General features: G+C 41.8%; 23 protein-coding genes. 1 reads left to right on the top strand and 22 read right to left on the bottom strand.

Annotation, left to right across the window (positions count from 1 at the left end):
* Positions 1-8: 8 nt before the first annotated feature.
* The 19 genes from FZC79_RS06240 to FZC79_RS06145 all read right to left on the bottom strand — a co-directional run bounded on the left by FZC79_RS06240 (position 9) and on the right by FZC79_RS06145 (position 19,705).
* Positions 9-1,106: a prephenate dehydrogenase gene (locus tag FZC79_RS06240; protein WP_148945956.1), complete on the bottom strand. Its 1,098-nt coding sequence runs from the start codon at positions 1,104-1,106 to the stop codon at positions 9-11.
* A gap of 48 nt (positions 1,107-1,154) precedes the next feature.
* A complete protein-coding gene (gene hisC / locus FZC79_RS06235) occupies positions 1,155-2,249 on the bottom strand; it encodes a histidinol-phosphate transaminase (RefSeq protein WP_148945955.1) in 1,095 nt (364 codons plus the stop codon).
* 251 nt (positions 2,250-2,500) lie between these two features.
* Entirely contained in the window at positions 2,501-3,586 is a 1,086-nt protein-coding gene (aroB, locus tag FZC79_RS06230; RefSeq protein ID WP_148945954.1) for a 3-dehydroquinate synthase, read from the bottom strand.
* Between the two features lie 3 nt (positions 3,587-3,589).
* Complete coding sequence (gene aroC, locus FZC79_RS06225; RefSeq protein WP_148945953.1) at positions 3,590-4,762, bottom strand: chorismate synthase; 1,173 nt, start codon at positions 4,760-4,762, stop codon at positions 3,590-3,592.
* A 617-nt stretch (positions 4,763-5,379) separates the two neighbouring features.
* Positions 5,380-6,150 carry a CheR family methyltransferase gene (locus tag FZC79_RS06220; RefSeq protein WP_148946134.1) on the bottom strand — a complete coding sequence of 257 codons (771 nt, stop codon included), beginning with the start codon at positions 6,148-6,150 and terminating at the stop codon, positions 5,380-5,382.
* A 335-nt stretch (positions 6,151-6,485) separates the two neighbouring features.
* Complete coding sequence (gene ndk / locus FZC79_RS06215; protein WP_148938614.1) at positions 6,486-6,932, bottom strand: nucleoside-diphosphate kinase; 447 nt, start codon at positions 6,930-6,932, stop codon at positions 6,486-6,488.
* 103 nt (positions 6,933-7,035) lie between these two features.
* Positions 7,036-7,998, bottom strand: coding sequence for a heptaprenyl diphosphate synthase component II (gene hepT, locus FZC79_RS06210; RefSeq protein WP_148945952.1), 963 nt, complete (start codon positions 7,996-7,998; stop codon positions 7,036-7,038).
* A gap of 33 nt (positions 7,999-8,031) precedes the next feature.
* On the bottom strand, positions 8,032-8,739 hold the full coding sequence (locus FZC79_RS06205; RefSeq protein WP_148945951.1) for a demethylmenaquinone methyltransferase: 708 nt from the start codon (positions 8,737-8,739) through the stop codon (positions 8,032-8,034).
* Positions 8,740-8,742: 3 nt separating this feature from the next.
* Complete coding sequence (locus tag FZC79_RS06200) at positions 8,743-9,564, bottom strand: heptaprenyl diphosphate synthase component 1 (protein ID WP_148945950.1); 822 nt, start codon at positions 9,562-9,564, stop codon at positions 8,743-8,745.
* A 454-nt stretch (positions 9,565-10,018) separates the two neighbouring features.
* Positions 10,019-10,249 carry a trp RNA-binding attenuation protein MtrB gene (mtrB, locus tag FZC79_RS06190; RefSeq protein ID WP_148938618.1) on the bottom strand — a complete coding sequence of 77 codons (231 nt, stop codon included), beginning with the start codon at positions 10,247-10,249 and terminating at the stop codon, positions 10,019-10,021.
* Positions 10,250-10,610: 361 nt separating this feature from the next.
* Positions 10,611-10,883 (bottom strand): HU family DNA-binding protein, encoded by a 273-nt coding sequence (locus tag FZC79_RS06185; RefSeq protein WP_113928653.1) that lies wholly within the window; start codon positions 10,881-10,883, stop codon positions 10,611-10,613.
* 853 nt (positions 10,884-11,736) lie between these two features.
* Entirely contained in the window at positions 11,737-13,215 is a 1,479-nt protein-coding gene (gene spoIVA, locus FZC79_RS06180) for a stage IV sporulation protein A (RefSeq protein ID WP_148945948.1), read from the bottom strand.
* A gap of 237 nt (positions 13,216-13,452) precedes the next feature.
* Positions 13,453-14,160, bottom strand: a complete 708-nt coding sequence (locus FZC79_RS06175) for a hypothetical protein (protein WP_148945947.1) — start codon at positions 14,158-14,160, stop codon at positions 13,453-13,455.
* Between the two features lie 93 nt (positions 14,161-14,253).
* Positions 14,254-14,442, bottom strand: coding sequence for a DUF2768 domain-containing protein (locus FZC79_RS06170; protein ID WP_397541115.1), 189 nt, complete (start codon positions 14,440-14,442; stop codon positions 14,254-14,256).
* 776 nt (positions 14,443-15,218) lie between these two features.
* Positions 15,219-16,271: an NAD(P)H-dependent glycerol-3-phosphate dehydrogenase gene (locus tag FZC79_RS06165; protein WP_148945946.1), complete on the bottom strand. Its 1,053-nt coding sequence runs from the start codon at positions 16,269-16,271 to the stop codon at positions 15,219-15,221.
* 17 nt (positions 16,272-16,288) lie between these two features.
* Positions 16,289-17,599 (bottom strand): ribosome biogenesis GTPase Der, encoded by a 1,311-nt coding sequence (gene der, locus FZC79_RS06160; RefSeq protein WP_148945945.1) that lies wholly within the window; start codon positions 17,597-17,599, stop codon positions 16,289-16,291.
* A gap of 407 nt (positions 17,600-18,006) precedes the next feature.
* Entirely contained in the window at positions 18,007-18,195 is a 189-nt protein-coding gene (locus FZC79_RS06155; RefSeq protein ID WP_148938624.1) for a capping complex subunit for YIEGIA, read from the bottom strand.
* The gene (locus FZC79_RS06150; protein WP_148945944.1) at positions 18,192-19,088 is read right to left on the bottom strand and encodes a YIEGIA family protein; all 897 of its coding nucleotides are present in this window, start codon (positions 19,086-19,088) and stop codon (positions 18,192-18,194) included. The genes FZC79_RS06155 and FZC79_RS06150 overlap by 4 nt, the downstream gene beginning before the upstream one ends.
* Complete coding sequence (locus FZC79_RS06145) at positions 19,085-19,705, bottom strand: YphA family membrane protein (protein ID WP_148945943.1); 621 nt, start codon at positions 19,703-19,705, stop codon at positions 19,085-19,087. Before FZC79_RS06145 ends, FZC79_RS06150 begins: the two co-directional genes overlap by 4 nt.
* 102 nt (positions 19,706-19,807) lie before the next feature.
* On the opposite strand from FZC79_RS06145, the gene FZC79_RS06140 reads away from it, so the two are divergent.
* Positions 19,808-19,939 (top strand): YpzI family protein, encoded by a 132-nt coding sequence (locus FZC79_RS06140; RefSeq protein ID WP_148945942.1) that lies wholly within the window; start codon positions 19,808-19,810, stop codon positions 19,937-19,939.
* Positions 19,940-20,465: 526 nt separating this feature from the next.
* Here FZC79_RS06140 and rpsA read toward each other — a convergent pair.
* From rpsA to cmk, 3 genes are all read right to left on the bottom strand, one after another.
* The gene (gene rpsA / locus FZC79_RS06135; RefSeq protein ID WP_148945941.1) at positions 20,466-21,605 is read right to left on the bottom strand and encodes a 30S ribosomal protein S1; all 1,140 of its coding nucleotides are present in this window, start codon (positions 21,603-21,605) and stop codon (positions 20,466-20,468) included.
* Between the two features lie 119 nt (positions 21,606-21,724).
* Positions 21,725-22,306 carry a lysophospholipid acyltransferase family protein gene (locus FZC79_RS06130; RefSeq protein ID WP_148945940.1) on the bottom strand — a complete coding sequence of 194 codons (582 nt, stop codon included), beginning with the start codon at positions 22,304-22,306 and terminating at the stop codon, positions 21,725-21,727.
* Positions 22,306-22,983: a (d)CMP kinase gene (gene cmk, locus FZC79_RS06125; RefSeq protein ID WP_148945939.1), complete on the bottom strand. Its 678-nt coding sequence runs from the start codon at positions 22,981-22,983 to the stop codon at positions 22,306-22,308. The genes FZC79_RS06130 and cmk overlap by 1 nt, the downstream gene beginning before the upstream one ends.
* Positions 22,984-23,548 lie beyond the last annotated feature (565 nt).

Raw genomic sequence — 23,548 nt, 5'->3', positions numbered from 1 at the left:
TTTAAGTTTTAAAATACTTCAAAACTGGTTTCTTCTATCAAGACCTTTTTACTTCTTTCAAGATCGGTATTGTTCTGGAAGCTGATTACCAGCCTTCCCACAGAGTCTTCCCTCATTTCCAAAACCCTTATGTTAGTGAGGCTGATCTGTTCTTTTGCCAGTAAGCCAGTTATCTCTGCAATAACTCCGGGATTGTCTGGAATATCCACATACAAATCATAGAAAGCAGGTATCGCTCCTTTGCTTTTCACCGGAAGTCCATCCCGGAATGTTTTAGCCTCAGAAAAGAAACGAAACACATTTTCTTTATCTTCTCCTTCAATTCTTTCAATGAGCACATCCATACTTTCCTTCCATTCTCTTAGGAGTTTGAGAAGCACCTGATTGTTCTGCAGTGTAATATCACTCCACATCTGCGGATCTGCGGATGCAATTCTTGTTGTATCTTTAAAGCCTCCTGCGGCGAGCCTCGAGATATAAGGAAATTGATCTTCAGCGCTCATGGCCGTGTGGACCAAGGATGAGGCAATCAAATGAGGGAAGTGGCTGACAACCCCGGTGAGCTCGTCATGATCCGATGGATCAAGTATAAGAAATTTCGCTCTTGTTCCTTCAAGCCATCTTTGAAGTTCTGCTGATTTCTCTTCGGAAGTTCCGTCTCCAGGTGTCAAAATATAATAAGCATTTTCAAAAAGAAGATCTTTAGCCGCTATCACGCCGCTTTTATGCGAACCCGCCATCGGGTGTCCGCCTATAAAGGCAGCTCCTTTCTCTGCCAGCTGTTTAGAAGCTTTCATAATTGGACTTTTCACACTGCCAGCGTCTGTTATCAAGACATTTTCTTTCAAATTTACGCTCTGCAGCTTCTCAATTAACTTTACGATTCCGTTGACTGGTGCAGCTAAGATGATCAAGTCAGCTGCTTCGGCTGCCTCTTCAAAAGAACAAGCTTCTTCATCTATGACTCCGAGTTCCTTTGCCCGCTTCTGCTCTTCCTTCTTTCTGTCAAATCCAATGATCGTGCAGTCAGGGTGCGCTTTTTTGATGCTGATGCAAAGGGAACCGCCGATTAAACCTAGTCCGGCTGCCAGAACTGTTCCTTTCAAGAGTTTCACCTTCTTTTTCTGTTTGTTTATCAAAGTGCCTGCTAGATATTAGTCAGCCGTATTCAGGAAATCTCTGATTGCTTCCAGTAAGCCTTGGTTTTGTACAGGAGTTCCTATCGTTATTCTTACGGCTGTCGGAAAGCCCAGAGCCTTTCCGGACCGGACGATATACCCCTTACTTAATAAGTGCTGAAAAACTTCATCTCCATCAATTCCAAAATCGATCACGATGAAGTTGGCTTGCGAAGGGAAATACTTCAGTTCTTTCTCTCTGCATAGTTCATAATACTGTTCCATGCCCTTTCTGTTTTCAAGCCGGCAGCTCTCTATGAACGCCTGATCTGTAAGCGCAGCAGCGGCAGCTCCTTGAGCAACAATATTATTATTGAAAGGTTCACGCAATGGTTCAAGTTTCGAGATGATTTCTTCATTGGCGATTCCGTAGCCGACACGCAGACCCGCCAGCCCATATGCTTTTGAAAAAGTCCTTGTGACCAGAAGGCGCGGATACTTTTGAATCAGCTTGATGGCATCATAATAATCGCCCGCGGTCACATACTCAAAGTAGGCTTCATCCAACACAGTTAATACATGAGGAGGGACGCTGTTCAGGAAGTTAGTCAAGGACTTCTCTGAAATGTACTCCCCACTCGGGTTGTTCGGACTGCAAAGCCATACAACAGTCGTATTTTCATCAATAGCCCTAAGCATTTCATCAAGGTTGTGGCGGCCATACTCATCCAATACTACCTCTCTTACCTCCGCTCCTTCAATAACAGCATTGTGCTTGTATTGAGGGAAAGTCGGACTTGCCATAACAGTATTCGCACCCTGCTGCAGCAGCCCCCTTGCAATGATTTGAATAATTTCATCTGAACCGTTTCCAAGAATGACTTGTTTTTCTGATACTCCAAGGTGCGAAGAAAGTGAATTTCTGAGTATATTAGCGTAACCATCCGGATAAATGGAATAAGTGAACTCTGCCTTTTTCAAGTACTCTTCTACCTTTGCAGAAAAACCGAACGGATTTTCATTTGAAGATAATTTTACAATGGAGCTTAACCCATATAATTTTTTGACGTCATCTATTGTTTTGCCAGGCTGATAAGCTTTTAAGTTCTGTATTTGTTTTTTCCAATTCACTGTGAACCCACCCTTTTCCTTCAATTCTCTAATGCGTTATCACGTTAAAGCGTTACAAGATTAATACTATCACATAATTCCTGTGAATATCTATATAGAATTGACTGTAAAGCGGTCCAGGAGGACGATGAATAAGAGTCATGGCAAAAAAGAACCGGGTGGCTATCCTTCTGCACCTTCTCTAACACGACGACATAACGAATTCTACCTCAAGAACCTACTGCATGTATCATAAACTTCCCTTTGAATATTCACCCCACAGCAAGCACATAATCATGAGCTTCTTTCAGGTCTTCCTTATTTATCCTTTTCAAAAGAGGCTTGCCGATTTCACTCAGGAGGACGAATTGAGGAATCTTATTTTCAGCTTTTTTGTCTCTTGTCATGACTTCGTAGATTTCATCAAATGAATGCTTAGCTGCAGCTTCAGATGTATATCCCACCTGCTTGACCCAACTGGTGAATTCGGAAAGGTCAAACCGTAATCCAGCGTGTTTCACACTGAGAAAAAGGGCAAAAATCATTCCAGTCATAACCGCTTCACCATGGGAAATACCTTTGTAGCCCTCAAGGTTTTCCAAGGAGTGTCCGTAAGTATGTCCAAAATTCAAATAAGCTCTGATTCCTTTTTCTCTTTCATCCTGTCCTACTATTTCAGCCTTGACGGCAATTCCTTGTTTCAAGGAGTTTATTAGAAATGTTTGATCAATAGAAGTTAAGGTTTTAAGATTTGCTTTCAGCATCTTATAAAAAGCTTCGTCCGATATTAAGGAATGCTTGATGACCTCAGCCATACCAGATCTGATCTCCTTTAAAGGGAGGCTTCTCAGGAATTCCGTTTCATAAAACACGGCTTCAGGATGATAAAATTGTCCAATCATATTCTTCCCCAGCCTGTGATTGACTGCCACTTTGCCTCCTACTGAACTATCATGGGCAAGAATCGTTGTCGGAAGTCCCACAAACCTCACTCCCCTCATATAGGTGGCTGCGACAAAGCCAGCCAAATCCCCGCAGGCTCCGCCTCCAAATGCAAGGATGCACGACTGGCGGTCCAGCCCCTTATCGATGGCAAATGTCATGCAGTCGTCATAGACCTTCAATGTCTTGGCTTCTTCACCTGAAGGTACAGTGAATACAGAATAATCAATGGATGAAGGCAGAGAATTTTTCAGCGTATCACCATGTAATTCATACACTTTTTCATCAGCAATAACCATTATATGCGATATAGGCTTCGCTTGACTGGTCAAGAAGTCTTTAAGCTTGCCTATTATCCCGCTGCCTATGTATACAGGGTAATGTTTTGTTTCTGTTTCAATTTGCAAAAGATCCATAGCTTAATAATCCTTGGACTGCTTGCGGTATTCGGCTATATCATGCTTCAGCCGCTGAAATTGATCACTGTTGAATTGTTCCGTGATAGCATTTGCCAGTTCCCATGCCACAACCGATTCTGCAACGACGCTGGCTGCGGGCACTGCACAGCTGTCAGAACGTTCAATGCTTGCTGTAAACTCTTCCTTGCTTTCAATATCGACACTTTTCAACGGCTTATAAAGGGTGGGGATCGGTTTCATTACACCTTTAACAACAATCGGCATACCAGTCGTCATCCCTCCTTCGAAACCTCCAAGCCGATTGGTTTTGCGATAGTAGCCCTGCTCTTCACTCCAAGCAATCTCATCGTGCACTTCGCTTCCGGGTTTTCTCGCCATTTCAAACCCCAGACCGAACTCTACTCCTTTAAAGGCATTTATGCTCATGACCGCCATTGCGATTTTTGCATCAAGCTTGCGGTCATAATGGACATAGCTTCCTATCCCAGCAGGCATTCCTTCCACAATGACTTCAACGACTCCTCCAATAGAGTCACCAGCTTTCTTCGCAGAATCAATTGCGGCCATCATCTTTTCCGCTGCTTCATCGTCCAAACAGCGCACTGGGGAACTCTCTGTTTTCTCGATTAATTCTTCAATAGACGAATAGGACACATCATTGGCAATGATTCCTCCTATCTCCATAACATGTCCTGCCACCTTGATTCCAAGCTCATTCAGCAGCTTTTTGGCTACAGCTCCAGCCGCCACTCTCACTGTCGTTTCCCTTGCAGAGGATCTCTCAAGTACATTCCTGAGATCACGATGTCCGTACTTGATTCCGCCATTTAAATCGGCATGGCCGGGACGCGGTCTTGTAATCTTCCTTTTGACTTCCTCCTGCTCATCAGGAGAAATCGGTTCAATTCCCATGACTTTCGTCCAATGAGTCCAGTCTTTGTTTTCTACTAATAGTGCCAGTGGAGAGCCCAGCGTCATCCCATGCCTCACACCTCCGGCAATATTAACCTGGTCCTTTTCTATCTGCATCCTCCGTCCGCGCCCGTAACCCTTCTGGCGTCTCGCAAGCTCATTATTGATATCTTGAGCACTAAGGGGCATCCCTGCAGGCACTCCTTCAAGGATCGCTGTTAATTGCGGTCCATGTGATTCTCCGGCTGTTAAGTATCTCATCCAGTCTTTCCCCTTCCCATCTTAAATAATTTTGTATCAATATAACACATTCTCCTATCGAATACATAGAAGATAATCTTTATAGAACGCTGTTTTCCCAATGCTTTTTCGTAGCTTTGCTGCTATTTAATATGAATTTTGCGAAAAATCCCCATTTATTAGAAAATACCCTGGTAAGAAAGAAAAAGCTACTCCCCCTGTCTGAAGAAAAAAATCTTAGTTTTTGGGGACATCCGAGAGCAACAGTATATACGAAAACAGCCTTTCCTAAAGAATGCGCCTTATGAAAGTAATAGATTTCCCAGCTGGTCCTTCAAAAGGCTGCACGCCTCCAGCGAAGATTCTTTACATCAAAGGGTTTAGCATTCAAAGCTATAACCTTTATCCCTATAACCGGTTTAAAAGCACGATTGGCAGCCTCTACTCCATTGCTTTAAATGAAGTTTAATGCAGCCAAAATGCGCTCTTTCCTTCTATTCTCATGAGGTTATTTGACCATGAGTTGGCCGGGCGCTGAATGCGGATAAAAACATAGCTATAAGTTGTACACAGAGGTTGATTAATTATTTCCTAAGCAGTAACAACAAAAAAAACGCCGTTCAAGCCCGGCGCTCCCTTTACTTTTTTCTATAAAAAAAAGTATCTTCTGTTTCTAATCCATATTTGGCAGGGTTGAATATCTGCTCGGTACTACCGACAAACAGCACACCGCCAGGTCGCAGGGCTGAACTGAAATTATGATATATTTCTTCCTTTGCTTCTTCAGTAAAATAAATCATGACATTTCGGCAAACGATTAAATCATGATTGGTTTCATAGTAATCAGAGAGAAGGTTATGCTTCTTGAACGCGACCCTTGATTTAATCTGGGGAGATACATTATAAAAGTCGCCGCTTTTCGAGAAGTATTTCTGCTTAATAGGAGCTGGTACTTCATTCAATGAGCGTTCTGGATAAACGCCAAGTTTAGCTTTTGCAATTGCATTATCATCTAAATCTGTAGCCTTTATCGAAATCTCTGAAAGAGGCAGGTAGTTGGAAAGCACCATGGCTATCGTATATGGTTCTTCACCTGTTGAGCAGGCAGCACTCCAGATCTTCAATCTATTATTCTGTGACAGAAGCCTTGGAAAGATCTTCTCCTGCAAAACCGACCATCTTTTTTCATTTCGGTAAAATTCAGTAACATTGATGGTCATCCTGTCGAGAAATTCATGTAGCAGCGGCGTATCCGAATCTATTCCTTTATAAAAATCCTTGAAATCAGAAAAACCCTTTTTTTCATAGAGAGAGGTGAGCCTTCTCTTCATTTGGGCTTCTTTATATAAGGAAAGGTCAATGCCTGTTTTTTTATGTATATCTTTAGTAAATTGGCCATAATCATACATCATGCATACACTCCAGCAATGGTTAATAAGTTCCTTTCTAGTATAGCGGAATTTTTCAGGAAAAGGGTGAATTTGTAGAAAAATAATAGGTCGTATATTCTATCTGATCTCAAAAATTGCTGCTTTTCTAATCACATAGATTTCCGCTCCTCCTGCAGTTCCCTAGCGGTAAGAAAGGCACTGTTTAAACCACAATTTTTTATACTGAGCCTTCTGAAATCTTTACACTATGTAAAAAGCCTGATCCAGGAAGATATCTCCCAAATCAGGCTTTTTGTTTATTCTCTCCTATCCATATACTCTCTTATGAAAGGAAAGCTTCTATCAAATGGATATTAGTAGATCCACTCATTCATTAATTTAGAGTACTCAACCAACTCTTCTTCTTTGAAGAACAAACCGATTTCTCTTTCTGCACTTTCAACAGAGTCAGATCCGTGAATGACGTTTTTCCCTACAGTGATTCCGAAATCACCACGAATAGTTCCCGGAGCAGCATCTTTCGGGTTGGTAGCACCCATCATTGTACGAGCTGTAGTGATGACGTTCTCTCCTTGCCATACCATAGCGAATACAGGACCAGAAGTGATAAAGTCCACAAGCTCTCCGAAGAATGGACGCTCTTTATGTTCACCGTAATGTTCTTCAGCCAATTCTTTAGAAATGCTCATCAACTTGGCACCAGCAAGTTGGAAGCCTTTTTTTTCAAAACGAGAAACAAATTCAGCAATTAAACCGCGTTGTACGCCGTCAGGCTTTACCATCAAAAATGTTTTTTCCATTTTTCTCCACTCCTAAGTATGTATGTATGGGTCTCTATTTCATTTCCCACAAAAAATGGTATCATTGATTTCACATTTTGGCAACGTTTCCATTTGAAATTTTCTAAAATTTCCGCCTGCCGATGAAATTGGCGATGTCTCTCAGCGTTTTGTTTGCCCCGTTCTTCGGGAGGCCTTCAAGCTCTTTCAAAGCCTTCTTCAAATAGCGTGAACTGAGTTCATGAGATTGTTCTATCGCTCCGCACCTCTTGATATCCTCAATAACAGAAGTTAAATACTCCTGATCTGCAGTTTCATCGACTCTGATAATTTTTTCTTTCAACCAAGGTTCCTGCATCGCAAACAAAACCGGAAGTGTAATATTCCCCTGGAGAAGATCACTTCCGGCAGGCTTCCCAAGCTCTTCCTCACTGGCTGTGAAATCCAGAATATCATCTGTGATTTGAAAGGACATCCCCACATTGTATCCAAATCTGTATAACTTTTTATGTATGTGAGGAGGCGCACCCGCTGAAATGGCTCCAAGCTGGCAGCTGACCGCTATCAGCAAAGCTGTTTTCCTCTTTATTCTTCTGAGGTAATCCTTCAGATCCTGGTCAAAACGGTACTTATCCTTGATCTGCTCAATTTCCCCGACTGTCAATTCGACGATTGCATTAGAAAGGATTTTATGAGCATCTTCATTTTGGATTTTCGTCATATATTCCAATGAGCGGGCGAATATATAATCCCCTGTATACATCGCCGTCCTGTTATCCCACTGAGACTTAATCGTCGGTCTCCCTCTTCTTAAATCCGCATCATCAATTACATCATCATGGACAAGAGATGCACTGTGAATGAGTTCCAAGGCAACCGCTACATTTTTGATGCTGTGAATGTCATATCTGCCGAACTTGGCAGACAACAAAACAAAAACAGGGCGGATGCGTTTGCCGCCCGCCTCCACCAAGTGAAGTGATGCTTCGTTTAAAAGAGGCGAGCGGGAATCGATAGCCTGCTTTAATTCTTTTTCAATGAGGTCGATATCCGCTTTCAGAAACGAATATATCATTTTAAACTTCATTTCATTTCCACCCAGATTTAAATTTTCTATTGATTATTTCTTCTTGAACCCCATATGCATTGCTGCTACCCCGCCGGTATATGGCTTGCAAGCCACATTATCAAAACCTGCTTCACGGAACATGCCGGAGAGCTCCTCCATTCCAGGAAAATCTTTAGCAGATTCCTGCAGCCAGGAATATTCACTATAGCTTTTAGCAAACACTTTGCCGAACAAAGGCATCAGGAACTGAAAATAAAAATAGTAAGCCTGACGGTAGCCAAACATGGTTGGCTGAGACGTTTCCAGGCACACAGCCATGCCGCCAGGTTTGAGCACCCGGTTCATTTCTTTAAGCACATGCAGGTAGTCAGGGACATTCCTGAGTCCGAAGCCGATTGTGACATAGTCAAAAGAGTTATCCTCAAAGGGAAGTTCCATCGCATTGCCATGGATCAATTCAATTTGGTCCATGTTGGAATCACGAACCTTTTCTTCCCCGATTTTTAACATATTTTTACTGAAGTCCAATCCTTTTACCATTCCTGTTTCTCCGACAGCATCTGCCAGTGCCAGCGTCCAATCGGCAGTACCGCAGCAAACATCAAGTGCGGAACTCCCTTTTTCAACGGCCATCCGCTTCATTGTATCTTTCCGCCATCTTTTATGTTGTTGGAAACTTATAAGGGAGTTCATTTTGTCATAATTTCCGTAAATTTTTTCAAAAACGGTATGAACTCTCTGTTCCTTTGACTGGTTCATCCATTAACCCTCTTCCGCAAAAATTTTCGTATCCGGCCTGGTCAGTTTGAGCAGCGAGTGTATCCGGCTTTCCACCCTCAGGCCTTCCAATGGCTGGTTCCTCAGCAGTACGGCAATCTTTTCACCCGATTCATCAATATACTCTGTGAAGATTTCTTCCAGCTGCTCATTAACGCTTCCCCTTACTGATGGGAGAGTACCCTGAAGCAGCAATGCGGATCTCACGGACGGGTGCACTGCCGTCATCATTCCGGATTTCAAGTTGCTTTTTTCATACAGCAGCCTTCTTAAAAACAATACCTCGCTCACAAGTTCATTGCATCGTGATGACCCATAGTGTCCAAGGAAGCTTGTAATTACAGCCGATTCAATTGTCTTGATGCTTTCCATGATATCATGAATGGTTGAATATTCTTGTTTATATAGGGAAATTTTGCTTTCATTCACCATTTTAATTGCTTTTGCCAGTTGATTGATCAGGCTTACATTTTCCAGATCAGAAAGAATTTTATAATACTGGCCGCTGAAATAAACTCCAGCCAGAACAGTCAATTGTCTTTCCTTCAAGGAATCGGTTGGTGAGTTAGAAACCTTTTCATGGGTATCGAGTCCTATTTGGATCAGCATCACAGTCGAGATGACACGGATGATCTCCTTTTCCTCGAGCTGATAGCCATCTTGTAGAAATGGAACGAGCAAAAAGCTGATCCTGTCTTCATCAATTTGAGGAGAATCAATATACTTTTGCAAATAAGAGTAAGATAATTTCTCTTCCACATAGTGTTTTATTGATGCTTCAAGATGAAAACAGTCCAAACGTTTCATAAACCCAAATCCCCATTTCGTATATGTATCTACTTAGTCGTTTCAGCAACAAATATTATAACATAATAAGCTATACCGGGCGAATACATTATCTCCGGCCATGAGTTCACACGGCCGCTGCCTCTCTCAACTGGGATGCCCATTGAAGATTTCAAAGTGCTTCATGGTTCGTTTTGGCGGCGGCAGGCTCTGCATATGATGAAAAATGAATGCAGGACCAATAGCCAGCAGTTTGAGAAAGCTGGACGGATCAAAAGCGCAATCGCCTTGAACAGCCCCAACAGGCAAATGTTCCAAAGCGAAAAATTTCTCTGAGGGTTACTTGACCCCGAGGGGTGTCGATATTACAGCTATAACTTAACCACAGATGGTGATTTTATAATTCCTAAAAAGTAAAAAAAGCAGCAGTACGATTGGGCTGGTTCTGCCGCTGAATATGTTCAGGTGGAAAGGATTACTTTTCTTTCATTTCACTCTCGATTTCCCCGTTACTTGTGATGATTTTTGCTTTGCCACGAACTTTGATGGCGGAAGTATGCTCAGTGAATTGAGCTATCATTACTTCGCCTCTATCAAGCTTTTCGGAATGGTGAAATTTAGTATCCGTTCCCCTGGTCAAGCCTATCACGTTGACCCCATCTTCGATTGCTTTAATCACAATATAATCTGTTTGGTTATTAGCCATTCTCTTCACTCCTGTTTCATGGTTTTGAAACCAATTTATAAAGGGTTTCTTATATTCTTGATGATTATTGTATCAAACTATTTCGAAGAATCGGTGTTTCAACTTAGAAACACTCTTCATTCATCATCCTATCAGACTTCTTTAGCATTGCGGTGAGTAATAGGAAAGGGACAAAACCTGTACTTCTTCCCAATGGTCTATCCTTAACATTATAAAGGTAATAGTAGCACATGGCACTATTACCTCCAAAAAGTGTAATCCCGCCATATACCATTTTCTTTATGCAGTCTTCCCATTTTAAAATAAATTCAAAAAAAGAGCCGCATTGTGCGCGGCTCTTTTTACGCTTTAAAGTATGTAATTATTTTACTGCATCTTTAAGCGCTTTACCTGGTTTGAATGCAGGTACTTTGCTAGCTGAGATTTCGATCTCTTCTCCAGTTTGCGGGTTGCGTCCTTTACGTGCAGCGCGTTCGCGTACTTCGAAGTTACCAAAACCGATTAATTGTACTTTATCACCATTTGCCAGTGCGTTTTGAATACTTTCAAAAACGGCATCAACTGCTTTTGTAGCGTCTTTCTTGGATAGCTCAGCAGCTTCTGCAACAGCATTAATTAGTTCTGTCTTGTTCATGCCATTCACCTCCTCCCAAAGGAAATGTCTCAGTCATGATTCATATAACTGTCTTGTTACATTAGTGAACATATTTTTCGGTTTCTATACATCAGCGAGAACAAAAACCGCAAAAAACGTTGTAGAATCAATGTTCGACATCAATTCTGTTAAAAGATTATCATATAAAAATAAGGTTAGCAAGAATAATCCAAGAAATAATGGGAATCTTTTCTTTTCCGGACCGCGAATTCTTTTTAAAGAACGAATTTTACTGTTATTTTAACGTTTAGAGTAAAAATTTATAGAGAAAAACCTTTTATAGAAGGGGTTGCAAGGACAGCTAATTTCTTAATAAAGCAAATCCGGGAACTATTTTTATTATACAAGGCTGCCTGGCCAACTCCGTTCTGTACTATTTTCTAGAGTAATTGCGGTGATTTACGCAATGAAATTTGTTGAAGGAAGCGAAGATAATGCAGATTTCATAAGCACGTTTCTTTAGTAAAGAGCGGTTTTCGGAAAAATCTCAAAAGCCGTCTCCCTTACGAATACAAAGGTCTTTCGCTCTTTATAGCGCTACTAACAAATACTACAAAGTTACGAAAAACATTAGTAAAAGAAGACTGACCAGGCAGCTTCATTGTGCGGTAAGAAAGACTGAACTAATTATTGGCGAATCTCATTAAAAACAATACAACAGGCTGTTTTCGCAAATATTGTTGCTCTCGGACGTCCCCGGATACTAAGAGTTTAAACTTTATACGGGGAAGAGCAGCTCTTTTCTTATGGCATTGCCAGATTTCATCTTTGTGTTAGGGTTAAAATTAGTATAGAATAGCAACAAAAAAAAGACTCTCTAAAAGAGAGCCTCCTACAAGATGATTGCGATCAGGCCGCCAGAACCTTCATTGATGATTCTTTCCAGCGTATCCTTCAATTTATATCGTGCATTTTCAGGCATTAAGGACAATTTAGCCTGTATTCCCTCCCTGACGATTGAACTTAAGCTTCTTCCAAAGATATCAGAATTCCAGATGGAAAGCGGGTCATCTTCAAAGTCCTGCATCAGGTATCTTACAAGCTCCTCGCTTTGTTTTTCAGTGCCGATGATAGGTTCGAATTTGGACTGCACATCGACCTTGATCATGTGGATGGACGGAGCCACTGCTTTTAAACTGACACCAAAGCGGGACCCTTGACGGATGATTTCCGGCTCATCCAGGCTCATATCGGCCAGCGAAGGAGCTGCAATGCCGTATCCCGTTTGTTTTACCATTTTTAACGCATCTGCTACTTGGTCATATTCACGCTTCGCATGAGCAAAGTCCTGCATCAGTTCCAGCAGGTGATCTTTTCCGCGAATCTCAACGCCGACTATTTCTTTCAGCACTTCATCGTATAGTTCATCAGGCGCATATAAGTCGATTTCCGCAACACCTTGACCCATTTCAATTCCAGCCAGGCCGGCTCTTTCAATATACTCAAATTCACTGAAGTAATGGACAACACGGTCGACATCTCTTAAGCGTTTAATATCTTTGACCGTTTCTTTTACTGCTTCCTGATAATTTTCACGAAGCCAGTGATCCTCGTTCAGCACCATTACCCAGCTTGGAAGATTAACATTCACTTCAAGCACAGGGAACTCATACAATGCCTCGCGCAGTACATTCAGAACATCTGAATCTCTCATACTCTCAACGCTCATAGCAAGTACAGGAATATCATACTTTTCTTGAAGTTGAATCCGGAGATCCTCTGTCTCAGCGGCATGAGGTTTGACGGAGTTAATCACCATGATAAAAGGCTTTCCGACTTCCTTCAGTTCCTCAATCACTCTTTCTTCAGCAACCAGGTAATCACTTCTAGGAATCTCGCCAATGGAGCCGTCTGTCGTGACAACCACACCGATTGTAGAGTGCTCCTGAATGACCTTCCTTGTGCCAATTTCAGCTGCTTCATGAAATGGGATCGGTTCCTCATACCAAGGTGTATTTATCATTCTAGGCCCATTCTCGTCTTCATAGCCTTTAGCTCCAGGGACTGTATAGCCTACACAATCAACCAATCGGATATTAACATCCAAGCCCTCATCCACGTGAACAGAAACCGCTTGATTTGGAACGAATTTAGGTTCCGTTGTCATGATTGTTCTGCCAGCTGCACTTTGAGGCAGTTCGTCTTGTGCTCGTGCCCGCTCTGACTCACTTGAAATATTAGGAAGGACGACTAGTTCCATGAATTTCTTGATGAATGTCGATTTCCCGGTTCGAACGGCTCCTACAACACCTAGGTAAATATCTCCGCCGGTTCTTTCTGCAATGTCTTTAAACAGATCTACTTTTTCCAAGAGATTCCCTCCAATCTTTATCTTCCAGGGATGTTTCATCCGGTTAGCTGTTTGGACAATTTATATTTATGATGTTGTCCCAATTACTTATGACTATTAATATGTTTTTTTTGCCTCCTTATTACTAAAATGGGAAAATAAATGGCGGAGACAAGAAAATGGCAGATCAGAAATGGGAAAACAAAAATGAAAAAACCCCTTTCCTTACAAATATATTTTGCAAGTAAGGGGTTATGCCTATTTCGTCATAAAGACCGGTTCATTTTTATCATTTATGGTATACGGGGGCGAGTAAGCCGGGACGAAAGCGGAGTCTTCCGTCAGTATTGAACGGATATCCTCTCCTTTTTCCAGATTATACTCTTGCTCCTGAAGCTTAATGTTCAAATCATTTGTATAATCCACAAAAATTTCCCCGCTGCCGCTGATTAGAAGCGGAAGATTCTGCTTAGAGTAAGGGCTTACGACAAATGGCTCTTCATCATAACCAATTTGGGAATAATCAAGTGTATAAACATTGTCCGCAATACTCTCTTTGAATGGAGGGTAACCGGCTGAACGGATCCTGATATTGATCTCGCGGATTTTTTCTGCAATTCTCAAGTCAAATATCTTTACCGTCGGTTTTTCTTCCACGTCAATCAAGACATATTGAAAGACTCCTCCATTTTCAAAGGCATTTCCAGGAACCTCGGAAAGATACGGCCCTTTCAGTTTGTTAAATTCAATAGGATATTTTATATAAATGGGTGTGTCCTGGTCCTTTGTTTTAATAGGCAGGATCCCGCTGTTTTCTGATTGATACTTTTCGACAGCAGACTGTACGGCTGCAATTTGATCGTCATAAGGCAGCTGATTCTGCTGCAGCTGCTCCTGGGGATACAGGCAGCCTGTCAGAAGCGACACTGTCAGCACCATCAGAAGTGCGGCGGTAATTTTCTTCAAAGTAACACATCCTTCAAGCATAACTTCATCTGTTGATTGAAACAATACTTAAATTGCTTCTTATCAGTTACATTAAATTCATAATTAACATTTCTAGTTCGTAGGACCGCTTAACACAATATACGCCATCATCAATCCGCCGGTAATCATAAGAACATAAGCTATTAGTGCGGTAACAAAGCGGAAAAAGCCTTTTTTCAATTTATATCTGCTTACATAAATAGATAATATCGCAAATATCATAAAGCCCATGGAAGCAAATGAAACCCACATTTTCATCATCGAAGACATTGGACATCCCTCCTTATATATCGAAAGTATTATATCACACACAATTAAAATGTTAATAGAAAATGGAGATAATTCACGGTTATGTCGTTTTTTTGGATGATTTATTAAAAAGGGACCTTCTCGCAAAGAGTGCGGCTGTTTTAAAAGAATTGGATTTCCGCTCCCCTTACGATAAAGGAAGGAAGGTAAGATAGTACTCAAAAGCTACAATGATTTAGGGATACAATAATTAAGAATTTGGGGTTGAGATGAAATGGAATTCCACTCAAATCCCCATATGAAAGGGAAGAAATTAAAGTAGCATCCAAAAGCAACCTAGTTTACGAAAAGAGCCTTTTAAAAAAACCCTCTTCTCGGAAAGATTGCGGCAGTTGAAAGCAATGAATTTCCGCTCCAATCCTTCTTCAGAAGAGGGATGCAGGGCGAATTTCGAGAAGTTAGTAATCGACCTCAAGAGAATGATATCTGAAATACTTTCAAAAAAATCCTACTGATCTAGGCAGATACAGACAGACAGCCACCCAGACGCTTTAAACAGCCGTTTTCTCTATTTCCTTATATCTTGCCCCCCCAATAGCCAAACCTCCTTATTTACGCCTCTGATTGGCTATTTAAGGATAATCAAGCAGAAAAAAGACTGAAGCGGGAAAGATTCCCTGCTTCAGTCCAAAGTGACAGTTACCCCATCCATGTTTAAAGCTGTTTATGTTCCATTCATCGTATGCAAACAAAAGGTATTTGCATCGTCGAATGCCTATAATTGGGTATTATTCAGTCATTTTTTCTCCAAGAATGTTAAACAGATCTTCCATTTCATGGGTCTTCATTCGTCCCATCAATGAATCAACCGCTTGTTTGGGAGGAATATCATTGAATAAGACATCATAAAGGGCTTGTGTGATCGGCATCTGAACACCAAATTTGGCCGCAAGCTGATGTGCTGCTTTAGTGGTTCTGACACCCTCGACGACCATGCCCATTTCATCCAGGACATCTTGAAGGTTCTTTCCTTTTCCAAGCTGATTACCCGCTCTCCAGTTTCGGGAGTGGACACTTGTACAAGTCACAATCAGATCGCCTATTCCTGTCAGTCCTGAGAAAGTAAGTGGATTAGCTCCCATTTTGGTACCAAGTCTGGCTATTTCAGCAAGCCCCCTTGTAATCAGAGCGGCTTTTGCGTTATCGCCATAGCCCAGACCATCTGTGATCCCTGCAGCGAGGGCGATGATATTTTTGAGTGCTCCCCCTATTTCTACACCGATGACATCCGGATTTGTATATACTCTGAAATGCTGATTCATAAAGAGGTCCTGCACATGTTCAGCCGATTCCATGTTCTCAGAAGATACCGTGACAGTTGTCGGATGCCTCAGGCTGACTTCTTCTGCATGGCTCGGGCCCGAAAGGACGACGACATCTTTTAATCCTGAATCACCCATTTCCTCCTTAATCATCTCAGAAATGCGCATCAAGGTGTCAGGTTCAATCCCTTTGCTAACATGCACAATCGTCAAAGGCTTGGATACAGCGCTCTTCACCTTCTGAAGAACTTCTCTGACAGCTTTAGTCGGAACAGCCAGTATGACCGTCTCAGCACCTTCCAAAGCTTTACTAAGGTCTGTATGTCCCTTTATACCTTCTGGCAGCTGTACACCCTTTAAATACTTCTCATTCGTATGTCTGGCGTTGATTTCTTCCATAAGCACTGCGTTATGTCCCCAGAGGTTGACTCTGTGCTGATTATCAGCCAGCACCATTGCGAGTGCAGTCCCCCAGCTTCCCGCACCGAGTACTGTAACAGTTTTCAAAGGTTTCTCCACTTTTTCACCCTCCTGTCCTATTTTCGAGCACGTGCAATAATCCGGATCGGTGTTCCTTCAAAAACAAATGCTTCCCGTATCCTGTTTTCAAGGAATCGCGAATAAGAAAAGTGCATTAATTCAGGCTCATTTACAAAAACAACAAAAGTAGGCGGTTTTACAGCTACTTGAGTAGCATAAAAAACTTTCAGCCTTTTTCCTTTATCAGTAGGTGTAGGGTTCATAGCGACCGCGTCAGCAATTACTTCGTTCAGTACACTTGATTGTACTCTCAACGCATGGTTCTCACTAACCTGGTTGATGACTGGAACCAGCGTGTGAATTCTTTTCTTGGTTTTAGCAGACAAGAACAGGATAGGTGCATAATCAAGGAAAAGGAAGTGCTCCCTGATATTCTGCTCGAAAGCCTTCATTGTCTTTTCATCTTTTTCTACCGCATCCCACTTGTTGACTACAATGATGACAGCTCGGCCAGCTTCATGCGCATAGCCTGCAATCTTCTTATCCTGTTCGATGATTCCTTCTTCTCCATCGATGACAACGAGAACCACATCAGAGCGTTCAATTGCTCTTAAGGCACGCAGCACACTGTATTTCTCAGTGGATTCGTATACCTTCCCTTTTTTCCTCATTCCAGCTGTGTCGATGATCACATAGTCCTGCCCGTCAACCTTCAGCCTGGAGTCAATGGCATCCCGTGTTGTGCCCGCGACATCGCTGACAATAACGCGATCCTCACCCAGCATGGCATTGACAAGGGATGATTTCCCTACATTTGGACGGCCGATCAAAGAAAACTTGATCACATCTTCTGCGTAATTGTCTCCTGAATCCTGCTTGAAATTCCTGGCAACTTCATCAAGCAAGTCTCCAAGGCCGATGCCGTGCGATCCGGATATCGGGAATGGTTCTCCAAATCCTAATGAGTAGAAATCATAAACCATTTCCCTCATCTCCGGATTATCGATTTTATTGACTGCCAATACGACAGGCTTTTTGGAACGATAAAGAATTTTCGCAACGATTTCATCCGCTGCGGTCACTCCTTCGCGGCCATTGGTAAGGAAGATAATGACGTCTGCTTCATCTATGGCGATTTCGGCCTGTTGACGGATCTGTTCAAGGAACGGCTCATCGCCGATTTCAATTCCTCCAGTATCAATAAGGTTAAAATCATGAGTCAGCCAGTCAGCTGAGCTGTAAATCCGGTCTCTTGTCACTCCGGGAACATCTTCTACAATGGAGATCCTTTCTCCGACGATGCGGTTGAATATGGTCGACTTCCCTACATTGGGACGTCCCACAATTGCAACTACAGGTTTTGACATACTGTTCACCCTTTCTGTTTGTTAGGTACATTAAAGGCCGTTTTCATTCATCTGTTTCGTTTTTTAGAAGCAATAATTCCTAATGTTAATTGCAGGCTTTTTTCAAAAGGTTATATTTACGTTTCAGTGATTTTTTATAAAATTCAGGAAAAGAGCCTGAGTTAATTAATCATCATATCTTCTACGATTCATAATGCGTGTCAGTAGTGACTTCGGCTAATGATGCAGGCAATCCTCTATTTTTTTGAGGATAAATTAAAGACTGACCTTTTAAGGTTTAATCTCCTTACAGGCCAGCCCCCTTAACTTCGTTATTTTATCAGTAAAAGCAAATTCTAGCAATTAATCTTCCTATTATCTCTGTTTTAAATTTTTTTCTTAGAGCTTTAACAGGAATCTTTGAATAACTAGTGCCTGACGATGATGAACAAGCCATCATCCAATTCATGGGCTATCCCATCAAGAATTGCTTCCAAGTTCGCAGAAACCTTCAGCAGCTCTTCTTGTGTCCGGCAATGAAATACAGCCGTCCCGCTTGGCACCTTTTCGGGGTAGGTGGTGACTGCAGCGAGTATAAATTTGTCAACAGTACTCATTTAAGCTTCCTCCCCTTTTTGTTCGCTTTAGATTCAGTCGGCATCCTGATTGCATTTTCAAGGGTCGGTACCTGTCCCAGGACCGCAATCGCCTTTTCAACATCCTTTTGCTGCGGAAGGACGAATACGCCGACCCGCCCATCATCCAAGTCCCTCTTGGCTAATGGAGTCAGCGCCGGTGTTCCTGAATCCTTATAAATCCCTAAGGTCGTCGACATATCATGTAAAATCGCCTGTCTCTGTCCCAGATTGGCAATCGTGGATCTGGAGTCAAAAGATTTTGGAGTCAGTAAAAACCCCATCCCATATCTAATTATTTCTTCCTGCCTGGCCGGCAAACCAATATTCATGATATAAATGTTATCCACGTAAAGGCCTGCTCCATCAAAATGCGGCTGTACAAATTCGATATTGACAATGTCCTTCAGCTTCCCTCCGGCCATCAGCCTGTGGGCAGCTATTATGCTGATAATCCCAACGACTACAGCAGCCCAGAAATTAACGACTAGGTAGGCCAAAGTCGTCAACAACGAAGCAAATATCACGAGATAATTACGACTTTCAAATGCTATAGCAATTCCCTCAATATATGTTGCACCTCTTGGAACCAATTCAAAGGCGTCAAGCTCAGTCAATGTATTTCTTTCCATATTACGCACATCCCTGAACTGGGAGGCTGCCACCGTTAAAAATGTGATGGCTGTAAAATTTTCTTCCAGCAGCGCAGGAACCGCTATGGTACCCAGCCCTGCTGCAATAAACCCAAGCGCGATATGTATGATTTTGCCATGTAAGTAAGTAGGGTATTGGCGGTAGTCTGTTCTAAGCATGTAAACCCGGGTTAATGTTCCAACTAGTACACCAAATACCACTGGATAAACATATTCATTCATAAATTCTTGACTTCTCCTTTTTTAAGTGCAGTTTTTATGAAGCTCGATTGGGTGTTGGTTAATAACTGTAATAGGTGCACAACTGCTCCGCTGACCGCTATTATAGAAAACAAGTCAAGAAAAAAATGTCCTCCTGCCGCATACGGCAGCTTATGCTGCAAAAAAACAACACCCGTTAGAAACTCACCTATAATCAAGCCGATAACTAATGCAAGCAGTCTTTTCTTCACCTGTTCAGCGTCACTGTATAACAAATAAGAAATAACCAGGAGTATAGCTGTAACCATTACCTTCTCATCAAAAATCATTATGATTGGATCATAAAAGGATAAGAGCTTGAAGCTTGAATATGATAAACCGATGATAAAGCTGCTTATGAATAAAAAAAGCTTTTCTGTAAGGCTGTAATTTCTGATCATCAACATAGAAAACAGGAATATTAGAACAACGGTCAAGCCTGCATGCTGTCCTGGCAAACCTATCCCGTAAGGAAAACTGATTATCAAAATTAGAGAAGCGGCGGAACCCCTGAAACGCCAACTGTTTTTTTTACTCAATAAAAATGTACTGACGATCCATCCTGCCCACATCAGCCACAAAAAAATTAATCCATTCATGTACCTACCTCCTATTATTCCATTATGGAAAATCTTTATGTAATCCATTCATGCATACTTGAAATCTTCTGAGAAAAAGTAAAGAGAGGAGGTGTGGCTGAAATGGGAAAAGACCGTCAGGAGAAAAAGTTGAGACAGAGCGGGAGAGTTGAATCTGACCGAGACCAGACTATAGAAAAAGCTGGAGCAACCAGATTGGAAGGACCAGAGGAATCCAGGCGAAGACAAAGATAACTGGTGAACGATTTGAACGACCACTAACTTTGAGTGGGTAAGGACATTTGAATTATGAACAGACCTGTATGACAAACGTAAAACGTCTAGAGCTTCTCTCTAGACGTTTTTCCTGTTTGTATAAGTTTGCTTAGGGTTTACGACCAGATTGTAAGGGCTACTTGATGAAGCGCTGAACAAAGAGTGATCTCGAGTCAAGGAGATGGACTGCCAAAGGTTTAAGCTGATAGCTCGAGGAGATGTTTTGCGCAGTATTTACTTTTATGCTTCCTGTTGGGTTCTTATGGTCTGTTGAGACCCTTTTTTTGCTTTTGTCCGCTTTCATGGGTCTCTTGATGCTTCCTTGAGACCCCTTCTTTACTCATTTTACTTCCTTGGTTCTCTTTAAGCCTCCATGAGACCCTCACTTTATTTTTTCATTCCATTAGCTTTGATGAAGCCCCAGAGAATCCTTCTCTTCCCTTCTTCCCATTTATCACCCTCTGGAATACACAAAAAAGCCGGCCAAAATGGCCGGCTTTTACTATTACTTTTTAAAATTCTTCAATTTATCCCCGATCATATCACCAAGCTGGAAGCCAGTGTTTTCTTCAGGCATTTCATAATTATCATAGTCATCAACAGGCTTTTCCGCAAGTTCTTTGATGCTCAATGACAGACGCTGGTCATTTTCATTCACATCAAGCACCTTCACTTTAACGGTTTGGCCCTCTTCAAGTTCTTCATGAGGGGTGCCTATATGCTTATGTGAAATCTGAGAGATGTGTACAAGCCCCTCTACTCCAGGGAATACTTCTACAAACGCACCATAAGATACAAGGCGTTTCACTTCACCCTCAAGAACTTCACCTCTTGGGGCTTTGCTTGCGATGTCATTCCATGGCCCAGGCAGGGTTTCTTTAATAGAAAGAGAGATTCTTTCATTATCCCTGTCTACGGACAGTACTTTAACATTGACCTGCTGGCCTTCCGTTACCACATCGGATGGCTTTTCCACATGCTCATGTGAGAGCTGGGAGATATGGACAAGGCCGTCAACACCGCCGATATCCACGAAAGCACCGAAATCAGTCAAGCGCTGTACTGTTCCTTCAAGCACTTCGCCAGTCTGGATTTTGTCCAGGATTTCTTTCTTTTGCTCTTCCTTTTGTTCCTCAACGACAGCACGGTGAGAAAGGATTAAGCGGTTTTTATCTTTTTCAAGTTCTACAATTTTAAACGTAAGTGATTTTCCTTTATAATCACTGAAGTCTTCCACATAGTGATCTTCAACAAGTGAAGCAGGAACGAATCCGCGGACACCAAGATCGACAACAAGGCCGCCTTTTACAACATCCTTCACTTCAGCTTCGAATACTTCTCCGCTTTCAAAACGGTTCTGCATTTCATCCCATGCCTTTTCAGCATCGACTTTGCGTTTTGAAAGGACTAAAAGCTCCTCTTCCACTTTTGTTACGATTAAATCAAGTACATCGCCTTCCTGGCAAGCATCAGAAGCTTTTTCAATATGGAGGCTGGATAATTCACTGATTGGGATAATGCCGTCCACTTTACTGCTTTCTACATCTACCAGGACCTGCTTTTCTTCAACTTTCGTGACTGTTCCCTTAACCTTGTCACCTACTTCAAGGTTATTTACTTCCACTTGGTTCATGTCTTCTACCATATGTACTCCTCCTTAATCCATGACTGCTAATCTTTTTAAAGTGAATGAATTCACATTTCTTTAAAAATATTCTTTCTATTAACTTCTAATAAATAGCCTCATTTGTCAAGCAGAAAACCTCAATCATGCTCATCCAAAAGTTTTTGGATATCTGCCATTATAACTTCTGTAACTTTTTCAGCGTTTGCCTTCTCAGTACGGAGTCCTTCAATGTCGACAGGCGGCCCGAAGACCACTTTCAGTTTTCTGAAAGGTTTGTAGGAGCCAATGATTGCACAGGGCACTACAGCAGCATCCGTGCGCAAAGCAAAGAATCCCGCGCCAGCAAGCCCTTTACCTAACTTTCCGGTTTTACTTCTAGTACCCTCAGGAAAAAGTCCTAAAACATTATTTTCTTTTAAAATTTTCATTCCTGTCCTGAGCGCCTCTCTGTCACTCATTCCCCGCTTTACAGGAAAGGCATGTACGTGCGGCAGGATTTGCTTCAGGATCGGCGCCTTGAATAATTCTTCTTTTGCCATAAACGCCACCGGTCTTGGACAGCTAATGCCCACTACAGGGGGGTCCAAATTATTGATGTGATTGCTGCAAAGAAGCACTCCTCCGTCTTTGGGGAAGTGTTCTGTCCCCTGGACCTCTATTCTATAAAGAGGTCCCAGGATGCTTTTCACCACACCTTTAGCAAAATAATAAAATTTCATCAGGTGCCCGTCCTTTCTGATGCCAATTTCAGGATTTCGGCGGCTACTTCTTCGATTCCCAATGAAGTAGTATCAATTTCAACTGCATCGCTTGCTTTTTTTAGAGGAGAAACTTCTCTTTCAGAATCAAGCTTATCTCTTTGCGCGATTTCAGTTTTCAATTGTTGGAGGTCAGAAGGAATACTTTTTGTTGTATTCTCACTGTGCCGCCTTTTTGCCCTCTCTTCTACACTTGCAAGCAGAAACACTTTCACTTCTGCATCAGGAATGACATGTGTGCCGATATCCCGGCCATCCATCACCACTCCGCCTTCATTGGCAAGCTCCTGCTGCCTTTTCACCATTTCTTCCCGGACCAGACGATGTTTGGCTGTTATGGAAACTGAATTAGTTACTTCATTCTGCCTGATTTCATGTGTTACTTCATTACCATCAATGTAAACAAGCTGTCCTTCCTGGCCTGGTTCCAAATCGATTTTTGTTTGAAGAAGCAGTTCATGCAGGCTGTCTTCATCATTTAAGTCAACCTCTTGTTGTATAGCTTTAAAGGTAATTGCCCTGTACATTGCCCCTGTATCAATATAAATGTATGAAAGATTCTCAGCGACGATTTTTGCAACCGTGCTCTTTCCGGCAGCTGCCGGGCCGTCGATCGCTATCCTTAGTTTCTTTTCCATTAAAAAACACCCACTTTATATTCTATTGCTTAAATCCTCGTATATTTTACCATAAAAAAATAATTACAAACATAGTATGTTCCATTCTGCATGAATCGCCCTTTTCCTGCCTTTTTGTATTGATTCTCACTTAAGGCGGGCTCAAAATCGCATGCGCCTTGTCCAGCCCCGACAGGTAAATGTTCTGTTTTCGAGTACAAAATTAACAATTACACATCAAAAGGAGTATTAAATTGCATTGATTTTAAAACTCTGTTTTTTTGTTGATTTAACGGTATTCCCGTTGGTAAATCTGTTCCATTGGCAATACAAAATGTACCCTAAATAGCAAATGACAGAACTTTTTTGTTTTTAAAATTTGTGTCCCAATCTCCTCTACACTTTCAATCCCATATTAATAAGAAGGAGAGTTGTTTATTAAAAATCTAGCAATGATTTGATTGCACCTGGAGTGGAAATCAATAAAATTGTTTTTTTGGGGGGAGAATCACTCGACCATTTCTTTTACTAAATAGAAGTTTGTACTTCAAATCAGAACCCGTTAGTCTTCCCTATTATTTTCTGA

Source organism: Rossellomorea vietnamensis, assembly GCF_008180615.1.
Classification (GTDB): Bacteria; Bacillota; Bacilli; order Bacillales; family Bacillaceae_B; genus Rossellomorea; species Rossellomorea vietnamensis_D.
The sequence above is the reverse complement of the archived record's forward strand: the minus strand, read 5'-3'. Positions and strand labels throughout refer to the sequence as shown.

Coding starts and splice junctions, on each gene's coding strand:
- aroB (WP_148945954.1), bottom strand. CDS start 3,586: ATGGATCTTTTGCAAATTGAAACAGAAACAAAACATTACCCTGTATAC.
- aroC (WP_148945953.1), bottom strand. CDS start 4,762: ATGAGATACTTAACAGCCGGAGAATCACATGGACCGCAATTAACAGCG.
- FZC79_RS06220 (WP_148946134.1), bottom strand. CDS start 6,150: ATGTATGATTATGGCCAATTTACTAAAGATATACATAAAAAAACAGGC.
- ndk (WP_148938614.1), bottom strand. CDS start 6,932: ATGGAAAAAACATTTTTGATGGTAAAGCCTGACGGCGTACAACGCGGT.
- hepT (WP_148945952.1), bottom strand. CDS start 7,998: ATGAAGTTTAAAATGATATATTCGTTTCTGAAAGCGGATATCGACCTC.
- FZC79_RS06205 (WP_148945951.1), bottom strand. CDS start 8,739: ATGAACCAGTCAAAGGAACAGAGAGTTCATACCGTTTTTGAAAAAATT.
- FZC79_RS06200 (WP_148945950.1), bottom strand. CDS start 9,564: ATGAAACGTTTGGACTGTTTTCATCTTGAAGCATCAATAAAACACTAT.
- mtrB (WP_148938618.1), bottom strand. CDS start 10,249: ATGGCTAATAACCAAACAGATTATATTGTGATTAAAGCAATCGAAGAT.
- FZC79_RS06185 (WP_113928653.1), bottom strand. CDS start 10,883: ATGAACAAGACAGAACTAATTAATGCTGTTGCAGAAGCTGCTGAGCTA.
- FZC79_RS06170 (WP_397541115.1), bottom strand. CDS start 14,442: ATGATGAAAATGTGGGTTTCATTTGCTTCCATGGGCTTTATGATATTT.
- der (WP_148945945.1), bottom strand. CDS start 17,599: ATGTCAAAACCTGTAGTTGCAATTGTGGGACGTCCCAATGTAGGGAAG.
- FZC79_RS06155 (WP_148938624.1), bottom strand. CDS start 18,195: ATGAGTACTGTTGACAAATTTATACTCGCTGCAGTCACCACCTACCCC.
- FZC79_RS06150 (WP_148945944.1), bottom strand. CDS start 19,088: ATGAATGAATATGTTTATCCAGTGGTATTTGGTGTACTAGTTGGAACA.
- FZC79_RS06145 (WP_148945943.1), bottom strand. CDS start 19,705: ATGAATGGATTAATTTTTTTGTGGCTGATGTGGGCAGGATGGATCGTC.
- FZC79_RS06140 (WP_148945942.1), top strand. CDS start 19,808: ATGGGAAAAGACCGTCAGGAGAAAAAGTTGAGACAGAGCGGGAGAGTT.
- rpsA (WP_148945941.1), bottom strand. CDS start 21,605: ATGGTAGAAGACATGAACCAAGTGGAAGTAAATAACCTTGAAGTAGGT.
- FZC79_RS06130 (WP_148945940.1), bottom strand. CDS start 22,306: ATGAAATTTTATTATTTTGCTAAAGGTGTGGTGAAAAGCATCCTGGGA.
- cmk (WP_148945939.1), bottom strand. CDS start 22,983: ATGGAAAAGAAACTAAGGATAGCGATCGACGGCCCGGCAGCTGCCGGA.